This window comes from Nocardia sp. NPDC059240, assembly GCF_042753865.1.
GTDB lineage: Bacteria > Actinomycetota > Actinomycetes > Mycobacteriales > Mycobacteriaceae > Nocardia.
The window spans coordinates 70,567-86,522 of sequence record NZ_JBHZAC010000022.1 but is presented as its reverse complement, the minus strand read 5'-3'; the positions used below and the strand labels follow the sequence as shown (position 1 = coordinate 86,522).

The 15,956-nt window shown below is 67.2% G+C and carries 16 protein-coding genes; 10 read left to right on the top strand and 6 right to left on the bottom strand.

The window, feature by feature from the left end; genetic code table 11:
- Positions 1 to 53 precede the first annotated feature (53 nt).
- From eno to ACFXHA_RS44635, 5 genes are all read left to right on the top strand, one after another.
- Entirely contained in the window at positions 54 to 1,340 is a 1,287-nt protein-coding gene (gene eno, locus ACFXHA_RS44655; protein WP_379367401.1) for a phosphopyruvate hydratase, read from the top strand.
- Between the two features lie 51 nt (positions 1,341 to 1,391).
- Positions 1,392 to 2,024 carry a septum formation initiator family protein gene (locus tag ACFXHA_RS44650; protein WP_379367400.1) on the top strand — a complete coding sequence of 211 codons (633 nt, stop codon included), beginning with the start codon at positions 1,392 to 1,394 and terminating at the stop codon, positions 2,022 to 2,024.
- Positions 2,021 to 2,569, top strand: a complete 549-nt coding sequence (locus ACFXHA_RS44645) for a DUF501 domain-containing protein (protein ID WP_379367398.1) — start codon at positions 2,021 to 2,023, stop codon at positions 2,567 to 2,569. The genes ACFXHA_RS44650 and ACFXHA_RS44645 overlap by 4 nt, the downstream gene beginning before the upstream one ends.
- A 31-nt stretch (positions 2,570 to 2,600) precedes the next feature.
- The gene (locus ACFXHA_RS44640; RefSeq protein WP_379367396.1) at positions 2,601 to 3,617 is read left to right on the top strand and encodes an exopolyphosphatase; all 1,017 of its coding nucleotides are present in this window, start codon (positions 2,601 to 2,603) and stop codon (positions 3,615 to 3,617) included.
- Positions 3,618 to 3,750: 133 nt separating this feature from the next.
- Complete coding sequence (locus ACFXHA_RS44635; protein WP_379367394.1) at positions 3,751 to 5,217, top strand: peptide MFS transporter; 1,467 nt, start codon at positions 3,751 to 3,753, stop codon at positions 5,215 to 5,217.
- Between the two features lie 24 nt (positions 5,218 to 5,241).
- Here ACFXHA_RS44635 and ACFXHA_RS44630 read toward each other — a convergent pair whose 3' ends face one another.
- Entirely contained in the window at positions 5,242 to 5,682 is a 441-nt protein-coding gene (locus ACFXHA_RS44630) for a hypothetical protein (RefSeq protein WP_379367393.1), read from the bottom strand.
- Between the two features lie 185 nt (positions 5,683 to 5,867).
- Between ACFXHA_RS44630 and ACFXHA_RS44625 the strand changes: the two genes are divergently transcribed.
- Positions 5,868 to 6,236 (top strand): nuclear transport factor 2 family protein, encoded by a 369-nt coding sequence (locus ACFXHA_RS44625; protein WP_379367391.1) that lies wholly within the window; start codon positions 5,868 to 5,870, stop codon positions 6,234 to 6,236.
- 9 nt (positions 6,237 to 6,245) lie between these two features.
- On the opposite strand, the gene ACFXHA_RS44620 is transcribed toward ACFXHA_RS44625, so the two are convergent.
- A complete protein-coding gene (locus ACFXHA_RS44620; protein WP_379367389.1) occupies positions 6,246 to 9,011 on the bottom strand; it encodes an AAA family ATPase in 2,766 nt (921 codons plus the stop codon).
- 304 nt (positions 9,012 to 9,315) lie between these two features.
- Here ACFXHA_RS44620 and ACFXHA_RS44615 point away from each other — a divergent pair, with 304 nt between their 5' ends.
- Positions 9,316 to 10,794, top strand: coding sequence for an MDR family MFS transporter (locus tag ACFXHA_RS44615; RefSeq protein ID WP_379367387.1), 1,479 nt, complete (start codon positions 9,316 to 9,318; stop codon positions 10,792 to 10,794).
- A gap of 55 nt (positions 10,795 to 10,849) precedes the next feature.
- Here the strand turns inward: ACFXHA_RS44615 and ACFXHA_RS44610 are convergent, their stop codons facing one another.
- The gene (locus tag ACFXHA_RS44610) at positions 10,850 to 11,605 is read right to left on the bottom strand and encodes a sulfite exporter TauE/SafE family protein (RefSeq protein ID WP_379367385.1); all 756 of its coding nucleotides are present in this window, start codon (positions 11,603 to 11,605) and stop codon (positions 10,850 to 10,852) included.
- 172 nt (positions 11,606 to 11,777) lie between these two features.
- Here ACFXHA_RS44610 and ACFXHA_RS44605 point away from each other — a divergent pair, with 172 nt between their 5' ends.
- Positions 11,778 to 12,194, top strand: coding sequence for a nuclear transport factor 2 family protein (locus ACFXHA_RS44605; RefSeq protein WP_379367383.1), 417 nt, complete (start codon positions 11,778 to 11,780; stop codon positions 12,192 to 12,194).
- Between the two features lie 20 nt (positions 12,195 to 12,214).
- Here ACFXHA_RS44605 and ACFXHA_RS44600 read toward each other — a convergent pair whose 3' ends face one another.
- The 3 genes from ACFXHA_RS44600 to ACFXHA_RS44590 all read right to left on the bottom strand — a co-directional run bounded on the left by ACFXHA_RS44600 (position 12,215) and on the right by ACFXHA_RS44590 (position 13,820).
- Positions 12,215 to 12,598, bottom strand: coding sequence for a DUF805 domain-containing protein (locus ACFXHA_RS44600; RefSeq protein WP_379367381.1), 384 nt, complete (start codon positions 12,596 to 12,598; stop codon positions 12,215 to 12,217).
- Positions 12,599 to 12,675: 77 nt separating this feature from the next.
- Positions 12,676 to 13,113, bottom strand: a complete 438-nt coding sequence (locus ACFXHA_RS44595) for a hypothetical protein (RefSeq protein ID WP_379367379.1) — start codon at positions 13,111 to 13,113, stop codon at positions 12,676 to 12,678.
- Between the two features lie 119 nt (positions 13,114 to 13,232).
- Positions 13,233 to 13,820: a TetR/AcrR family transcriptional regulator gene (locus ACFXHA_RS44590; protein WP_379367377.1), complete on the bottom strand. Its 588-nt coding sequence runs from the start codon at positions 13,818 to 13,820 to the stop codon at positions 13,233 to 13,235.
- Between the two features lie 127 nt (positions 13,821 to 13,947).
- Between ACFXHA_RS44590 and ACFXHA_RS44585 the strand changes: the two genes are divergently transcribed.
- On the top strand, positions 13,948 to 14,784 hold the full coding sequence (locus ACFXHA_RS44585) for a CoA transferase (RefSeq protein ID WP_379367375.1): 837 nt from the start codon (positions 13,948 to 13,950) through the stop codon (positions 14,782 to 14,784).
- 9 nt (positions 14,785 to 14,793) lie between these two features.
- Positions 14,794 to 15,954 (top strand): acyl-CoA dehydrogenase family protein, encoded by a 1,161-nt coding sequence (locus ACFXHA_RS44580; RefSeq protein WP_379367374.1) that lies wholly within the window; start codon positions 14,794 to 14,796, stop codon positions 15,952 to 15,954.
- The last annotated feature ends 2 nt before the right edge of the window (positions 15,955 to 15,956 follow it).

Genomic DNA, 15,956 nt, shown 5'->3' with positions numbered 1-15,956 from the left:
GCACGGGTTCGCCGTGCGACCTGCCGAGTCAGCAGCCGAAGGAGTGTCGTTTCGTGGCCATCATCGAACAGGTCGGAGCTCGCGAGATCCTGGATTCGCGTGGCAACCCCACCGTCGAGGTCGAGATCGCTCTCGACGACGGCACCCTCACCCGCGCGGCCGTGCCCTCCGGCGCGTCCACCGGTGAGCACGAGGCCGTCGAGCTGCGTGACGGCGGCGACCGCTACCAGGGCAAGGGTGTGCAGAAGGCCGTCGAGGGCGTCCTCGACGAGATCGCCCCGGCCGTGATCGGTCTCGACGCCGTCGAGCAGCGCACCGTCGACCAGACCCTGCTGGATCTGGACGGCACCCCGGACAAGTCGCGCCTGGGCGCGAACGCCCTGCTGGGTGTTTCGCTGGCGGTGGCCCGCGCGGCCGCCGAGTCCTCGGGCCTGGAGCTGTTCCGCTACGTCGGCGGCCCGAACGCCCACGTCCTGCCCGTCCCGATGATGAACATCCTCAACGGTGGCGCGCACGCCGATTCCGGCGTCGACGTGCAGGAATTCATGATCGCCCCGATCGGCGCGCCGACCTTCAAGGAGTCGCTGCGCTGGGGTGCGGAGGTCTACCACACGCTGAAGTCGGTGCTCAAGGCTCAGGGCCTGTCCACCGGTCTGGGCGACGAGGGCGGTTTCGCGCCGTCGGTCGCCAACACCCGCGCCGCGCTGGACCTGATCGCCTCGGCGATCGAGAAGGCCGGTTTCAAGCTGGGCAGCGAGATCGCGCTGGCGCTGGACGTGGCCGCCACCGAGTTCTACACCACCGGTGAGGGTTACAAGTTCGAGGGCAAGCTGCACACCGCGGCCGAGATGTCCGACTTCTACGCCGGGCTGCTCACCTCGTACCCGATCGTCTCGATCGAGGACCCGCTGTCGGAGGACGACTGGGACGGCTGGGTCTCCCTGACCGACTCGATCGGCGACAAGGTGCAGATCGTCGGCGACGACCTGTTCGTCACCAACCCGGAGCGCCTGGAAGAGGGCATCGCCAAGGGTGCCGCCAACGCACTCCTGGTGAAGGTCAACCAGATCGGCACCCTGACCGAGACCTTGGACGCGGTCGACCTGGCCCACCGCAACGGCTACAAGACGATGATGTCGCACCGGTCCGGCGAGACCGAGGACACCACCATCGCCGACCTGGCCGTGGCCGTCGGCTCCGGCCAGATCAAGACCGGCGCCCCGGCCCGCTCGGAGCGCGTCGCCAAGTACAACCAGCTGCTGCGCATCGAGGACGCCCTGGGCGACTCGGCTCGCTACGCCGGTGACGTGGCGTTCCCCCGTTTCGCGTTCGAAGGCTGACATAGTCGAAGGCTGAGAAGGCAACGGATCGGCTGAATTTCGAGGTGTGAGATGACAGAGCGACGGGCGCGCGGTACCAGTCCGGCAGGACGAGGGGACCGCCGCCCGTCGCGCTCGTCGCGTGCCACCCCGAAGAAGACGACGAAAACGGCCCGGTCGGAGTCGGGTTCCGGCACCGCCGGGCAGCGGGCGAGCACGCGCCGCACCGCCGCCAAGACCGGTCGCGGCGCGAATTCCGAACGGCACGAACGCAAGATCCTCGGCCTTTCCACCGGCCGGGCGGTGCTGCTGGCCGCGGTGCTGTGCGGGCTGGCGCTCACACTCGCGGTGCCACTGCGCACCTATTTCACCCAGCGTTCCGACGCCCACGAGCTGGCCCTGCAGCATCGCCAGCTGGAACAGGACGTCGCGGGACTGCGTGATCGCCGTGCCCAGCAACAGGATCCGAACTACATCCGGGCCGAGGCACGTGATCGGCTGCGCCTGGTGATGCCGGGTGAGACGCCCTATATCGTGCAGATCCCCGATATCGAGCAGCCCGCCATCCCGCCCCCGGCCACCAAGGCCAAGGCGCCCGACCCCTGGTACACCCAGGTGTGGCACAGCATTTCGTCGCCACAACCGGCCGCCGCCCCCAGTACCCCGGCGCCCCCGCCGCCCACTCCGGAAGGACAACCCAGGTGACCGCAGCCGAGAACGAACCCAGCGAGCGCGATCTCGCGATCGTCGCCGAACAACTGGGCCGGACTCCGCGCGGCGTACTGGCCGTGGCCTACCACACCCCCGACGGTCGGCCGGCGGTCGTGAAGACCGCACCCAAGCTGCCAGACGGCACCCCCTTCCCGACCCTCTACTACCTCACGGACCCGCGCCTGACCGCCGAGGCGAGCCGCCTCGAGACCACCGGCCTGATGCGCGATATGTCCGAACGCCTCACCCGCGACCCGGTATTGGCCGCCTCCTACCGCGCCGCGTACGACAGCTACCTGTCCGAACGCAACGCCATCGAGGACCTGGGCACCGATTTCGCGGGCGGCGGCATGCCCGACCGCGTGAAATGCCTGCACGTCCTGATCGCCCACTCCCTCGCGAAGGGCCCGGGCCTCAACCTGCTCGGTGACGAGGCCGTCGCCCTCGCCGCCGATCACGGTCTGCGCGGCACCGCGATCCCGGCCGACTGGCCGAAATCCGAGGAATACAACACCGATTCGCCCACCGACGGCGAATAACAATCTCACTAGTCGAATTCAGAGGTCAGGCATGAGCAACGCGGAATTCGCCCAGAGTGCGGCCGGTGCCGGGAGCGCGGCGGCCGAGGGACACGAGCGGATCGCCGCGGTCGATTGCGGGACCAACTCGATTCGACTGCTGATCGCCGATGTCACGCCTGACGCGGACGGCAAGCCGCATTTGATCGATGTGCATCGGGAGATGCGGATCGTGCGACTCGGGCAGGGCGTGGACGCGACGGGGGCGTTGAATCCCGAAGCGATCGAACGCACTCGGGTGGCGCTGCACGATTACGTGGAGCTCATGCTGAAGCACGGGGTCGCGCGGGTGCGGATGACCGCTACCTCCGCGACGCGGGATGCGTCCAATCGTGAGGACTTCTTCACCATGACCGCTGCCGAACTCGGCCGGGTGGTGACCGGGGCGCAGGCCGAGGTCATCACCGGTGACGAGGAGGCGCGGCTGTCGTTCGCGGGCGCGGTCGGCGAACTCTCCAGTGCCGATGGGCCTTTCGTGGTGGTGGATCTCGGCGGCGGGTCCACCGAGGTGGTGCTCGGCGACGCCAACGGCGTGCAGGCCGCGTACTCGGCCGATATCGGCTGCGTGCGGATCACCGAGCGCTGCCTGCACGGCAATCCGCCCACCCGCGAGGAGGTCGCCTCGGCGCGGTTCTTCGCCTCGGAGCGGCTGGCCCAGGCGTTCGGGGTGGTGCCGGTGGAGCGGGCGCACACCTGGGTGGGCGTGGCCGGGACCATGACCACGATCGCGGCGGTATCGCTGGATCTGCCCGAATACGATTCGGAGCGCGTGCATCTCACGCGCTTGCCGCTGTCGCAGCTGCGCAAGGTGTGTGATCGGCTGATCGGCATGAATCACGACGAGCGGGCCGCGCTCGGGCCTATGCATCCGGGCCGGGTCGATGTGATCGGCGGTGGCGCGGTAATAGCCGAAGTGCTTGCCGACGAGCTGGCCCGGCGGGCCGGGATCGGCGAGCTGATCGTCAGCGAACACGACATCCTGGATGGCATCGCGCTGTCCATTGCCTGATCAGGGCACTTATCAAGCAGATTGAGGGCTTTTGTCCTTCGCCCTGCTCGTCCTGGGCTTTCCCCGAGCAATTGTGACGTAGGTTAACACCTGAGGTTGCTGTCAGATTGCGCAATATGGGAAGGTCTCGGGTATGTCAGGAGTAGCTAACCCCGCGAAACCGGCCACCGAACGGACCTTGTTCGGCCACCCCATCGGTATCGCGAATCTGTTCGGTGTCGAGCTGTGGGAACGATTCTCGTTCTACGGCATGCTCACGATTCTCGGCTACTACCTGTACTACACGGCCGCCGACGGCGGCCTCGGCATCTCCAAGTCCACCGCCACCGGCATCGTCGGCGCGTACGGCGGCCTGGTCTACCTCTCGACCGTGCTGGGCGCGTGGATCGCCGACCGCATCCTCGGCTCCGAACGCACAGTCTTCTTCGGCGGCGTCATCGTCATGGCCGGCCACATCGCCCTCGCGATCCTGCCCGGCCTGACCGGTGTCGGTGTGGGTCTGGTGCTGGTCGCGCTCGGCTCGGGCGGGTTGAAGGCGAATGCCTCCTCGTTGCTGGGCACCCTCTACGACAAGGACGACCCGCGCGCGGACGGCGGCTTCACGCTGTTCTATCTGGGCATCAACCTGGGCGCGTTCGCCGGTCCGCTGATCACCGGACTGCTGCAGGACCACGTCGGCTTCCACTACGGCTTCGGCGCGGCCGCCGTCGGTATGGCCATCGGCCTGACCCAGTACGTGGTGTTCCGCCGCAATCTCGGCGAGCACGGCCGTGATGTGCCGAACCCGCTGCCGCGCACCGCGATTCCCAAGGTCGTTGCGGCCTTCGCCGCCATCCTGGTGGCCATCGCCGTCGCCTGGGCGGTCAAGCTGGTGACCCTGTCGAATCTGCCCGACGCCACCACCGTCGTGATCGTGGCCGCCTCCATCGCCTACTTCGCCATCATGCTGACCAGCGAGAAGGTGACCGCGATCGAACGCACCCGGGTGCGCGCGTACATGCCGTTGTTCGTCGCCAATGCCGTGTTCTGGTCGCTGTTCCAGCAGATCTTCACCGTGCTCGCGGTGTACTCCGATGAACGCATGAACTGGTCCATTTTCGGCTGGACCGCACCCTCGAACTGGATCGGTTCCATGGAGCCGGTGTGGATCATCGCGCTGTCGCCGCTGTTCGCGATCATGTGGACCCGCCTGGGCCGCCGGGCCCCCAGCACGCCGCGCAAGTTCTCGCTCGGCGTGATCGGCATGGGCGCGGCATTCCTGCTGTTCACCCTGTTCTCCGGCAGCCACGGCAAGTCGGTGTCGTTCGTGATCGTGTTCTTCATCCTGGGCGCGTTCGCGATCTCGGAGCTGATGCTCTCGCCGATCGGCCTGTCGGTCACGACCAAGCTGGCCCCCAAGGTCTTCCGCTCGCAGATGATGGCCCTCTACTTCTTCTCCGTCGGCATCGGCACCTCGATGTCGGGCGTCCTCTCGAAGTTCTACGACCCCTCCCACGAGCTCGCCTACTTCGGCATCACCGGCGTGGTGGCCATGGTCGTCGGCGCGTGCGTATGGGCCGTAGCCCCCTGGATCAGCCGCCACATGGAAGGCGTCCACTGAGCCCCGGCGCCACAACGGGTCCGGCTATTTCAGTAGGTGCAGGCACAGCATGGGAATCGGCAATCCCGAGGACTGACCTGGCATGAAATCCGTCCTGGTGTACACGATGTCGGAATCTGGAGATTGTCGGCAATCGATGATATCGGGCATGGGTGAGACCTCCCTGACCTCTGCCTGAGCCCGCGGATCGGTGCAGGGCACCACAGCGATGTGGGGGTTTTGCGCGTCAGGTGCAATGCGGCCGTTGACATTCCAGACGCAATCCCCCACCACGGGTTGAGGCTCGGCAGGCACCGGGAGAAACCCCAAGTCGTTGGAAAGGTCGTGGGGCTTGGTGGCGAACGAAGGGTACGTGTGTGCGGTGAGATTCCCGTCGGATCGGCTGCTACCTATCACCAGTTTCGCCACCACCGCCGTGACTGCGAGCAGGGATGCGCAAACCACGACGCCTATGCCGATACGCATGATGCGCGACTCTCTGCGGTACAACGATTCCCCCGTACGTAACTCCCAATCGCGTCCACTCTCTCACGGCAGAGTCAGACGGGTGCCGGACACCGGTCGTCAGTACTTAAGTACGACAGATTCCGGGGCGCTCGAATCTCCATAACGTTGTTCTCATCAAGTTCGAAACAACAAGGAGAACGGCAATGAGCGACATGAACGAGCTGGTCGAGCGCTACCTGACCGCCTGGAACACCACCGACGCCGCTGCCCGCGCGGCCCTGGTGGCCGAAATCTTCACCGCGGACGCGGAATACACCGACCCGCTGGTCTCGGTCCGCGGCCACGCCGGCCTCGACGCCACCATCGCCGCGGTCCAGGGCCAGTTCGCCGGCCTCGAATTCACCCTCGGCGCACCGGTCGACACCAACCACCACATCGCCCGCTTCACCTGGCACCTCGGCGCCCCCGGCGCCGACCCGCTGGTCATCGGCTTCGATGTGGCCGCCATCGCCGAGGACGGCCGCATCGAACGCGTCTACGGCTTCCTCGACCAGGTCCCCGCCGGCCTCTGAGGCCGGATGTCACCTCAGCTGCGCGGCAAGCTCTTTCAGCTCGCCGCGCGAGGTGACACCGAGCTTGGGATACGCCTTGTAGAGGTGATAGCCCACGGTGCGGTGACTGAGGAACATCTGAGCGGCGATATCCCGATTCGACAGCCCCTGGGCGGCCAGCCGGACGATCTGCAACTCCTGCGGAGTCAGTCCGGTGGCCGCGTTCGGGGCTGATTCGGCGTTCGGGGTGTCGGTGGATTCGGCCGCTCCGGCGGCCGTCAATTCGTTTCGGGTGCGGCGGGCCCAGGGGGCCAGTTCCAGTCGGTCGAAGACCTCGAGAGCCTCGTACAGCTGGGTGCGGGCCTCGGATTTGCGGCGCGCGCGGCGTAGCCATTCGCCGAACAGCAGAGCGGTGCGGGCGAATTCGATCGGGCGGGATTCGCGGTCGTGGGTTTCGAGCGCCTTCAGATAGAGCTCTTCGGCGCGATCGTCTTCCAGTAGCGCGCGGCAGCGCAGTGCGAGGGCCGCCGCCCAGGGCTCGCCTACCGATTGCGCCCAGCCTTCGAAGTTCGCGGCGGGGACGGCGGCGCGGTCGGGGGCACCGAGCCGGACGGCCGCCTCCACCAGGTCGGGAATCGAGCGGGTGGCGCAGATATGGTGGTTGAAAGGGGATTTCGTCAGGCGTTCGAAGCGGGACAGAGCCGCTTCGGCGCGTCCGGAGCCCAGTTCGAGCAGGCCCAGTGACCAGTGCGCCCACGGCGCGCCGGGGGCGGTCGCTCCCGGGGTGTCCCCGGTGAGCCCGAGTTCCGCATACGCCCGGCACTCGTCCTCGTCCCCACGCAGGGCCGCCAAATGTGCCAGGACACTGCTGAGTTGACGCACCCACTGCTGTTGCCCGGTGTCGCGCGCGAGATCACGGGCCTCGATCGTGGTGGCGCGCGCATCACGCAGCCGCCCGGTGAATATCTCGGCCTCGGCGGCGAAGAACAGCACGGTCGGCAGTCGACCGGCCGCACCGGCCGCGCGATACCCGGCCTCCAACGATCGGGCGAGTTCCGAGGCGGGCCCGTCCTGCCCGCGCGAGAGCGCGATCCCGCACAGGATCAGCAGGACTTGATCGGAGACCGTTCCCCGGGTGCGGATTTCGCCGAGAATGTCGTCCAGTGCCAGGGGAGTACCCGGGCCGCGACCGAAGAGCCCACCGATGAAACGCACCACCGGTGTCACCGGCAAATCGTCCGAGAGTTGCAGCTCGGCAAGCTGTTTCAAGACTTCCCGCAGCTCGGCCTCGCCCAGGTACCACCCGGTGTGCATGGCCTGCACCAGCATGTCCGCCGCCTGCTCGGGCGCGGTGGCCGCGATGCTCGCCGCCGCGTCGGTCAGCAGCCGATGCGCGTCGGGGAACTCGCCCTGCCAGAACCGGGCCAGCGCCTGCACCTGGGAGAGGCCGGCGCGCAACGCTTCCGAGTCGACCTCGCGGGCGGTCCTGCGGGCCAGCTCACCGGCGCGTTCCAGCTCACCCGACTCCAGGGCGGCCTGCGCGGCGAGCGCCTGCCGCCGGGTCCGATCCTCGGTGCGATCGCTGAGCCGGGCCGCGCGTTCGTAGGCGGCGGCCGCGGCCCGGAACCCGCCGCGTTCGCGGGCGCGAACGGCATTGCGCTCCAGGGCATCCGCCACCTCGCCGTCGGGTCCGACGGCGGCCGCCGCGCGATGCCAGGCCCGCCGGTCCGCCTGCTCGGGCGCGTCCAGGGCATCGGCCAGGGCGCGGTGCACCGCCATTCGCAATCCGAGCGGGGCCCGTTGGTACACGGCGGCCCGAATCAGCGGATGCCGGAAGGTGATCGGCGAATCGATCCCGACGCCCCGATGCAGCAGACCGGCGGCCTCGGCGGGTCCGAGGTCGTCCACCCCGGCTCCGAGGGTGGTGGCGGCGCGCAGGATGACGGCGGGTTCGCAGCTCTCGTCGACGGCCATCACCGTCAATAGGGTCCGGGTCGCCTCGGGCAGGCGGCTGATCCGGCCGTGGAAGGCCAGCCGCAGCCGATCGGTCAGCGGCAGTGCGCCGGCACTGAGATCGGCGGTCGGCTCCGCCGCCATGGCAATCGGCAACTCGCGCAGGGCCAGCGGATTGCCCTGCGCCTCGGCCAGCAGCCGATAGCGCACCGTGGGGGTGAGCGCGTGTTCGTCCAGCAGCGCCGCCGACGCCTCGGGTGACAATCCGGTCAGCCGGGTTTCCGGCAGACCGGTCGTTTCGAACGAGCCCTCGCCCTCGCGCACGCCGAACAGCAGCGCCACCCCTTCGGCATGCAGGCGGCGGGCCGCGAACAACAGTGCGTGCTGGGAGGCCCGGTCCAGCCATTGCGCATCGTCGACGACAACCAGCAGCCCGCTGCCGTCGGCGTACTCGGTGAGCAGCGACAACACGGCCAGGCCGGTGAGCATGGGCTCGCCGCCGCCGGGGCCGAGGCCCAGCGCGCCGGTCAATGCGACCCGTTGCGGTTCCGGCAAACTCGGCAACCGGTCCAGGGCGGGCCGCAGCAGCAATTGCAGCCCGGCGAACGGCAATTCGGCCTCGGCCTCGATGCCGGTGCCGCGCAACAGTCGCAGGTCACCGGCGTGCGCGGCGGCGTCGTCCAGCAATGCGGTCTTGCCGATGCCCGCCTCGCCGCGCAGCACCAGCACCGCGCTGTGCCCCTCGCGCGCGCCCGCGATCAAGGTCTCGAGTGTCTGCTGTTCGCGCTCGCGTCCCCGGAGCGGCGGAACCTGTTCGGCGACTGCTGTTCTTGGATCGGGCACGGTCGTTCTCACATCCTCCATCGGTCACCATCATGGCGGTTTCCGGTCGCGGCGGACGTGATCTGGCTCACCAAGCGATCTTGATGATAGTGATATCACCTGTTGGGGGCCGGTTTTCGTGGGGTGGGCTGGTTGTCGAGCCCCGATTAATCGGGTGAAATTTGTCGGACCCCGACGGAATACTGGGTCGCGACCGATGAGTTGTGCGTGCTGTCCCCGTCTGTATCGGTGTGGCACCGGACAGTGCAGCCGCCGACATCGGGCCACGTAACCCCTCGAACACGATCACCCGGAGGTTCTTCCGATGCCCGACATATCCGCTAGCTCGACCAAGCAGCGGACGCCAACCGTCATCCGGTTGTTGGTGCTCGCGACCTTCACGGTGATCTTGAACGAGACCATCATGATCAACGCGATCCCGCGTCTCATGAAGGATCTGCACGTTTCCAGCGAACTGACCGCCCAATGGGTTTCCACCGCGTTCATGCTCACCATGGCAGCGGTCATCCCGGTCACCGGTTGGTTCCTGCAGCGGGTCACCACCCGCCGCGCCTATGCCATCGCCATGGGCACCTTCCTGGTCGGCACCGCGCTGGCCGCGGTCGCGCCGACATTCGCGGTGCTGCTGGTCGGCCGCGTGATCCAGGCGGGCGGCACCGCGGTCATGATGCCGCTGCTGATGACCACGCTGATGACCGTCGTCCCCGAGAACGATCGCGGACGCGTCATGGGCAATGTCACCCTCGCCATCTCGGTGGCTCCGGCCATGGGCCCGGTCATCTCCGGCCTGGTACTCCAGATCGGCTCCTGGCGTTGGCTGTTCGTGCTGGTGCTACCCATCGCCGCGGCGGTGACGGCGTTCGGCCTGCGCAATCTGGAGAATGTCGGTGAGCCGCAGCCGGGTTCGATCGACTGGCTCAGCGTCCTGTTCGCGGCCTTCGGTTTCGGTGGGCTCGTGTACGGCCTGAGCAAGTTCGCCGGCGGCAGCACGGCCGTTCCGGCGCTGATCGTCGCCGGTGGCGCGGCCCTGATCGCCATCTTCGCGTTCCGGCAGATTTCCTTGCAGCGCAAGGGCACTCCGCTGCTGGACCTGCGGGTCCTGCTGGCCCCCACCTACACCAAGTCGCTCATCCTCATGGCGGTGGCCTTCCTGGCCATGATGGGTTCGATGATCCTGCTGCCGCTGTACCTGCAGAATCTGCGCGAGCTGACCCCGCTGAAGACCGGTCTGCTGGTCATGCCCGGTGGTTTGGCGATGGGTCTGCTCGGCCCCACCGTCGGCAAGGTCTTCGACCGGTTCGGCGGTCGCGTGCTGGTGATTCCGGGTGCGATCGGCATTACCGCGGCCCTCGCGGGCTTCACCCAGCTGTCGCTGACCTCGCCGTACATCCTGCTGGTGGCCATGCACGTGCTGCTCATGGTCTCGCTGGCCGCCACTTTCACCCCGGTCTTCACCCTCGGCCTGGGCGCGCTGCCGATGCACCTGTACTCGCACGGCAGTTCCATGCTGGCGACGCTGCAGCAGGTGGCGGCGGCGTTCGGTACCGCGCTGGTGGTGACGGTCATGACCTCGCGGGCCAAGGATGTGGCCCCGACCGTCGCCAACCCGCTGGAGGCGCATCTGTCCGGTATGCGGATGGCGTTCGCGGTCTCTGCGGCACTGTCCATCGTGGTGATCGTGATGGCCGTGCTGCTGCCCAGTCGTTCGGCGACGGGGCATCACGGCGCCGAGATCCCTGATGTCGTGGACGACGCCGAGCTCCCGGAGCTGGTCAAGGACTGACACGTCGGTCAGAGCGAAGCGCCCGCGGCCTCACGCCGCGGGCGCTTTCACGTTGCTAGACCGCGAATTTCACCGCGAGGGCGATACCGCATCCGGCCGCGATGACCCGCAGGCTGTTGCTCGGCAGTCGTCGCGCCACCACTGGGCCGACCCGCCCGCCCAGCAGGAAGCCCAGGGCCAGCGGCGCGACATAGGCCCAATGCACCGGACCGTAGAACGCGAAACCGATGGCCGCAGCGCCGTTCGCGCACATCGAGGTGATGCTCTTGACCGCATTCGCGCGCTGCGGAGACCACTGCGGGTACATGGCCGAGATGAGGGCGAGGATCAGAATCCCGCCCGCCGCACCGAAATACCCGGCATAGATGGCGGCGACGAACAGCAGCACCCCCAACAACCGGTTGCGCCAGACTCTTTCGGAGTCGCTCGTGTGCTGCCACCGGCGCGCCAGCTGCGGCTGCGCCAGCAGGAATACCGAAGCCCCGCCGATCAGGAACGGCACCACCACCTGGAAGGTCGACGCGGGCGCCACCAGCAGCAACACGGCCCCGATCGCCCCGCCGACCGCCGCGACCACCCCGAGTCGGACCACCGTGCGCCGCGTTCCCGCCAACTCCTCGCGCGACCCCGCCGCCGCACCGACACCGGTGAAGATCAGCGCCACCGTATTGGTGACATTGGCGGCCACCGGCATCAAGCCCATGCCCAGTAGGGCGGGATAGGAGACCAGCGAGGCCAGACTGACCAGCACACTGACCAATCCCGCCGCGAAACCCACCGCGATCAATTCGACCGCCTCGACCAGGGTCACTGCCGTTCACCGGGCCGGGACCAGCAACACCCAGCGCTCACCCGGACATCCTACGAATTCGTTCGGACCGTCCGGCGACCGCATCCCCGGCCGTCGGCGATAACCGTTCCTTATCGCTACGACCGTGAGCTGCCCATTGGTCCGCCCGTCGATCTCCGGTGAACTGAATGCCATGAGCAGCACAGCAGAAACCCGCACCGTGATCGAGAACTACATCACCGCCCTGCGCACCGGCGAAGCCGTGCCGCGCCGCGCCGAGTTCTTCGCACCCGACGCCACCTGGACCCTGATCGGCGACCTACCGACCTCCGGCACCTGGGTCGGCCCCGACCAGATCTTCCACGGCTTCCTCCCCGCCATGCTCGCCCGCTTCGACACGACCAAGCCGATGAGCCAGGAAGTGCGCGGCGTATTCGCCGACGGCGACCACGCCATCGCCGAATGGACCACCTGCGCAACCACACTGGCCGGCGAGGACTACGCCAACGACGTAATGATCAGCTTCCGCGTCACCGACGGCCGCATCGCGGAAGCCCGCGAATACTTCGACACCGCCTACGCCGCCCGACTTCTCTTTCCCGCGAGCTGATTTCGACGATCCGACCCGTGTCAGTAGTAGGTGGGTTCGTCGAAGTCGATGGAGGCGCGGTTCTTCGGGTCCGGCCCGTATTGGTTCGGGCCGTGGGTGCCGTCCATCATCAAGACGCAGAGCAGGGCGAGGGCACCGAGGTAAGGGATGACGACGATCAGCGACAACCAACCGCTGTAGCCGATGTCGTGCAGCCGGCGGACCTGCACGGCCAGGGAGGGGATGAGCAGACCGAAGAGAACGACCAGGAGCAACAACGACCCCGCCGTTCCGTTCAGCACCGCACTGACGATGATGAGCAGGTAGTAGAGCAGCGAGAACCACCAGAACTCACTACGCGTCGCCCGCCCACGGAACGTGGCGTACTGCGACAGCACACTCTTGACAGACGCCCCGAAACCCATGAACCCTCCCCGGAAAAGCAATCGAACCCGGGTATTTATTCACGCCCTGCCGGGTGCCGCAACTCGGGGCCGGTCGGTCAACCCAAGTGGGGGAAGTGCTTTCGGGCGGTGATCACCGGGGAATTCGGGGTCAGTTGGAGGACGGAGACGGTGACGTCGGTGGTGGAGCCGGATTGGAACTTGGTGGACTCGCCGAATAGTTGAAGCAGCTGAACGGGATTCACCGCGACCGTGGCCTGTTGGGGCTGGCCGATGCAGATCGCGGGGGCGAGCGCGGTGCCATTGACGCCGGGCCCGTTGATGCCCGGGGCCAGGAAGGGTGTTTCGCGCACCGTGACCGATAGTTCCGCACCCAGTCCGGGGGCGCATTGGTAGGAAATGCTCACCACGGCATCGCCATTGGACGCCGTGGCGGTATCGACGGTGAGGGGGGCGTCCGCAGTGGCCGTCCCACAGGTCAGGGCGGTGGCGGCGGCGAGTGCGCCGAGAGCTACGACGAGATTTGTTGCGCGCACGGGGGAGTCCTTCAATGCCATTGGCCTGCACGATTTTTCGAGATTCGGCGGTGGCTCGGGAGTGAGAATAGCGGATAGCGAACCAACCGTGACGATTTTTTGCGGGTTTCGCGGACCCGTTATTCCTCGACAGTGATTGTCAGCCGGGGCTTTCCGGTTTCGCCGGCTCCCGCGACCAGCTGCCACACCGAATCGATCATCGGGGCCAGCAGCAGTTCGCCGAACTGGCGCACCAGGACGGCGACGATCTGGGTGGATTCGCGACGGGTGGTCGACGCCAGACCCTCTTCGCGCAGTTGCAGTACCTCGCTGCGGGTCAGTTCGACCAGGCGCTCGAGGAACTTCATCTGGGTGGGCTCGGGTTCGAGGACGGCGCGGCGCAGGTAGTTCACCACCGCGGGATTCTCGCGCAGCATCTCGCGGACGGCTTCGTCGCGGGCGGCCGCGACCTCGGCGGCGGTTCCGGTGCTCGGCACGGAATGCACGGCTTGATAGAAGAACTGACTCACCAGCTCGTCGACCGCGTCGCGCAGGCCCGCTTTGGTCTTGAAGTGGTGCTGAACCAGGCCGAGGGTCACCCCGGCCTCGGCGGCCACCGCGCGCAGTGAGACCCGGGATTCGCCGAATTGGGCGAACAAGTCCATGGCGGCATTGCGAATGCGCGCCTTGGCGGTCAGGTCGTCATTGGTCGCCCGTGGATTCAGCATCGCCCCTCGACTGGTTGGTGATCGGGTCAGTCTACGTCGCGTAGTGATAGCTGGTCTTATGCACAGAGAAGCCTACTGTTGACCCGTCGACTATACAGCCGTATCGTTCGCTGTTATGGAGGTTTCAATGCCGCGCCCCCTGGACGGCGTCGAGGTGGTTTCCCTGGCCGTCAACCTGCCCGGCCCGCTGGCCGCCGCCCGGTTGGCCGAACTGGGTGCACACGTGACCAAGGTCGAGCCGCCCGCCGGCGACCCGCTCGCCGCCGCCGCGCCGGAGTGGTACAGCACGCTCATCGCCCCGCAGACCGTCGTCACCCTCGATCTCAAGCAGGAGGCGGACCGCGCCAAGCTCGACGAGCTGCTGGCCACCGCGGATCTGCTGATCACCTCGATGCGGCCCAGTGCGCTCGCCAAACTCGGTCTGGCGCAACCACAGGAGCGTTTCCCGCGACTCTCGCTCATCGAAATAGTCGGGCACGCAGAGGATCCCGAGGTGCCGGGCCACGATCTGAACTATCAGGCGGTACACGCCACTCTCACCCCGCCGCACATGCCGACCGTGCCGGTCGCTGACATGCTGGGTGCGGAGCGGGCCGTCTCCACCGCCCTGGCCGCACTGGTCGCGCGGGCGAACACCGGTGCGGGACAGCCCTATCGGGTCGCACTCGAGGAGGCCGCCGCCCGCGCCGGTGACGCCGTCCGGTTCCGGCTGATGGGTCCGAACGCCATCCTCGGCGGCGCGTTCCCCGGTTACGGGATCTACGAGTGCAAGGACGGGCACATCGCGCTCGGCGCCGTGGAACCGCATTTCTTCCTGGGCACCATCGCGCTCTTCGGTGCCACCGGCGACCACGAGAGCCTGCGAAACGCCTTCGCCGACAGAACCATTGCCGAACTCGAGGCCCTGGCCGCCGAACACGACCTACCGATCAACGGCCTGCACGCCCCCGTCACCGGAAAGTAGAGAACAACGATGTCCGAACTCTTCCCCGATTACGTTCCCGTCTGGGAGACCGATCAGCATCGCGAGCTGCGCAAGCACGCGCGGGAGTTCTTCCGCAAGGAGGCCGCGCCCAATCGCGAGCGCTGGACCAAGCAGCACATGGTCGACCGCGAGTTCTGGAACAAGGCCGGCGACGCGGGCCTGCTCGGACTGGATCTGCCCGAGGAATTCGGGGGCGCGGCAGGCGATTTCGGCCTGCAGGCGGTGGTTCAGGAAGAGCTGGTCTACGCGCACGACAACGGTTTCGGCTTCTCGGTGCACTCGCCGATCGTGTCGCACTACATGTACCACTACGGCAATGAAGAGCAGCGGGCGAAATGGCTGCCCGGCATCATCAGCGGTGAGCTGGTGCTGGCCATCGCTATGACCGAGCCGGGCACCGGGTCGGACCTGCAGTCGGTGCGCACCACCGCGATTCGCGAGGGCGACCACTACGTCGTCAACGGCTCGAAGACCTTCATCTCGAATGCGACCCACTGCGATCTGCTGGTGATCGTGGCCAAGACCGACCCGTCCAAGGGCGCGGCCGGCGTCTCGCTCATCGTGGCCGAGACGAAGGACCTGCCGGGCTTCGAGCGTGGCCGGGTGCTCGAGAAGATGGGCCAGCACGCACAGGACACTCGCGAGCTGTTCTTCTCCGATATGCGGGTGCCGGTCGCCAATCTCCTCGGCACGCAAGAGGGTTTGGGTTTCTACCAGCTCATGGAGCAGCTGGCGCGGGAGCGGCTGATCATCGCCAGCCTGTGCTCGGCGCTGGCCGAGGCGGCGGTGCTGGAGGCGCTGCGCTACTCCAAGGAGCGTGAGGCGTTCGGGCGGCCGATCGGCAAGTTCCAGCACAACGCGTTCACGCTGGCCGAGGTCAAGACCGAGGCGCTGGCCATCAAGACCCTGGTGGATTACGCGATCAAGCAATACATCGACGGCAAGAACGACCCGTCGACCGCCTCCATGGCCAAGCTGTTCGCCGCCGAGACCAGCGACAAGATCGTCGACCGCTGCCTGCAGCTCTTCGGCGGCTACGGCTACATGATGGAATACCCGATCGCCAACATGTACACGGGTTCGCGCGTGAACCGCATCTACGGCGGCACCAGCGAGATCATGAAGGAAATCATCTCCCGCTCGCTCTGAAT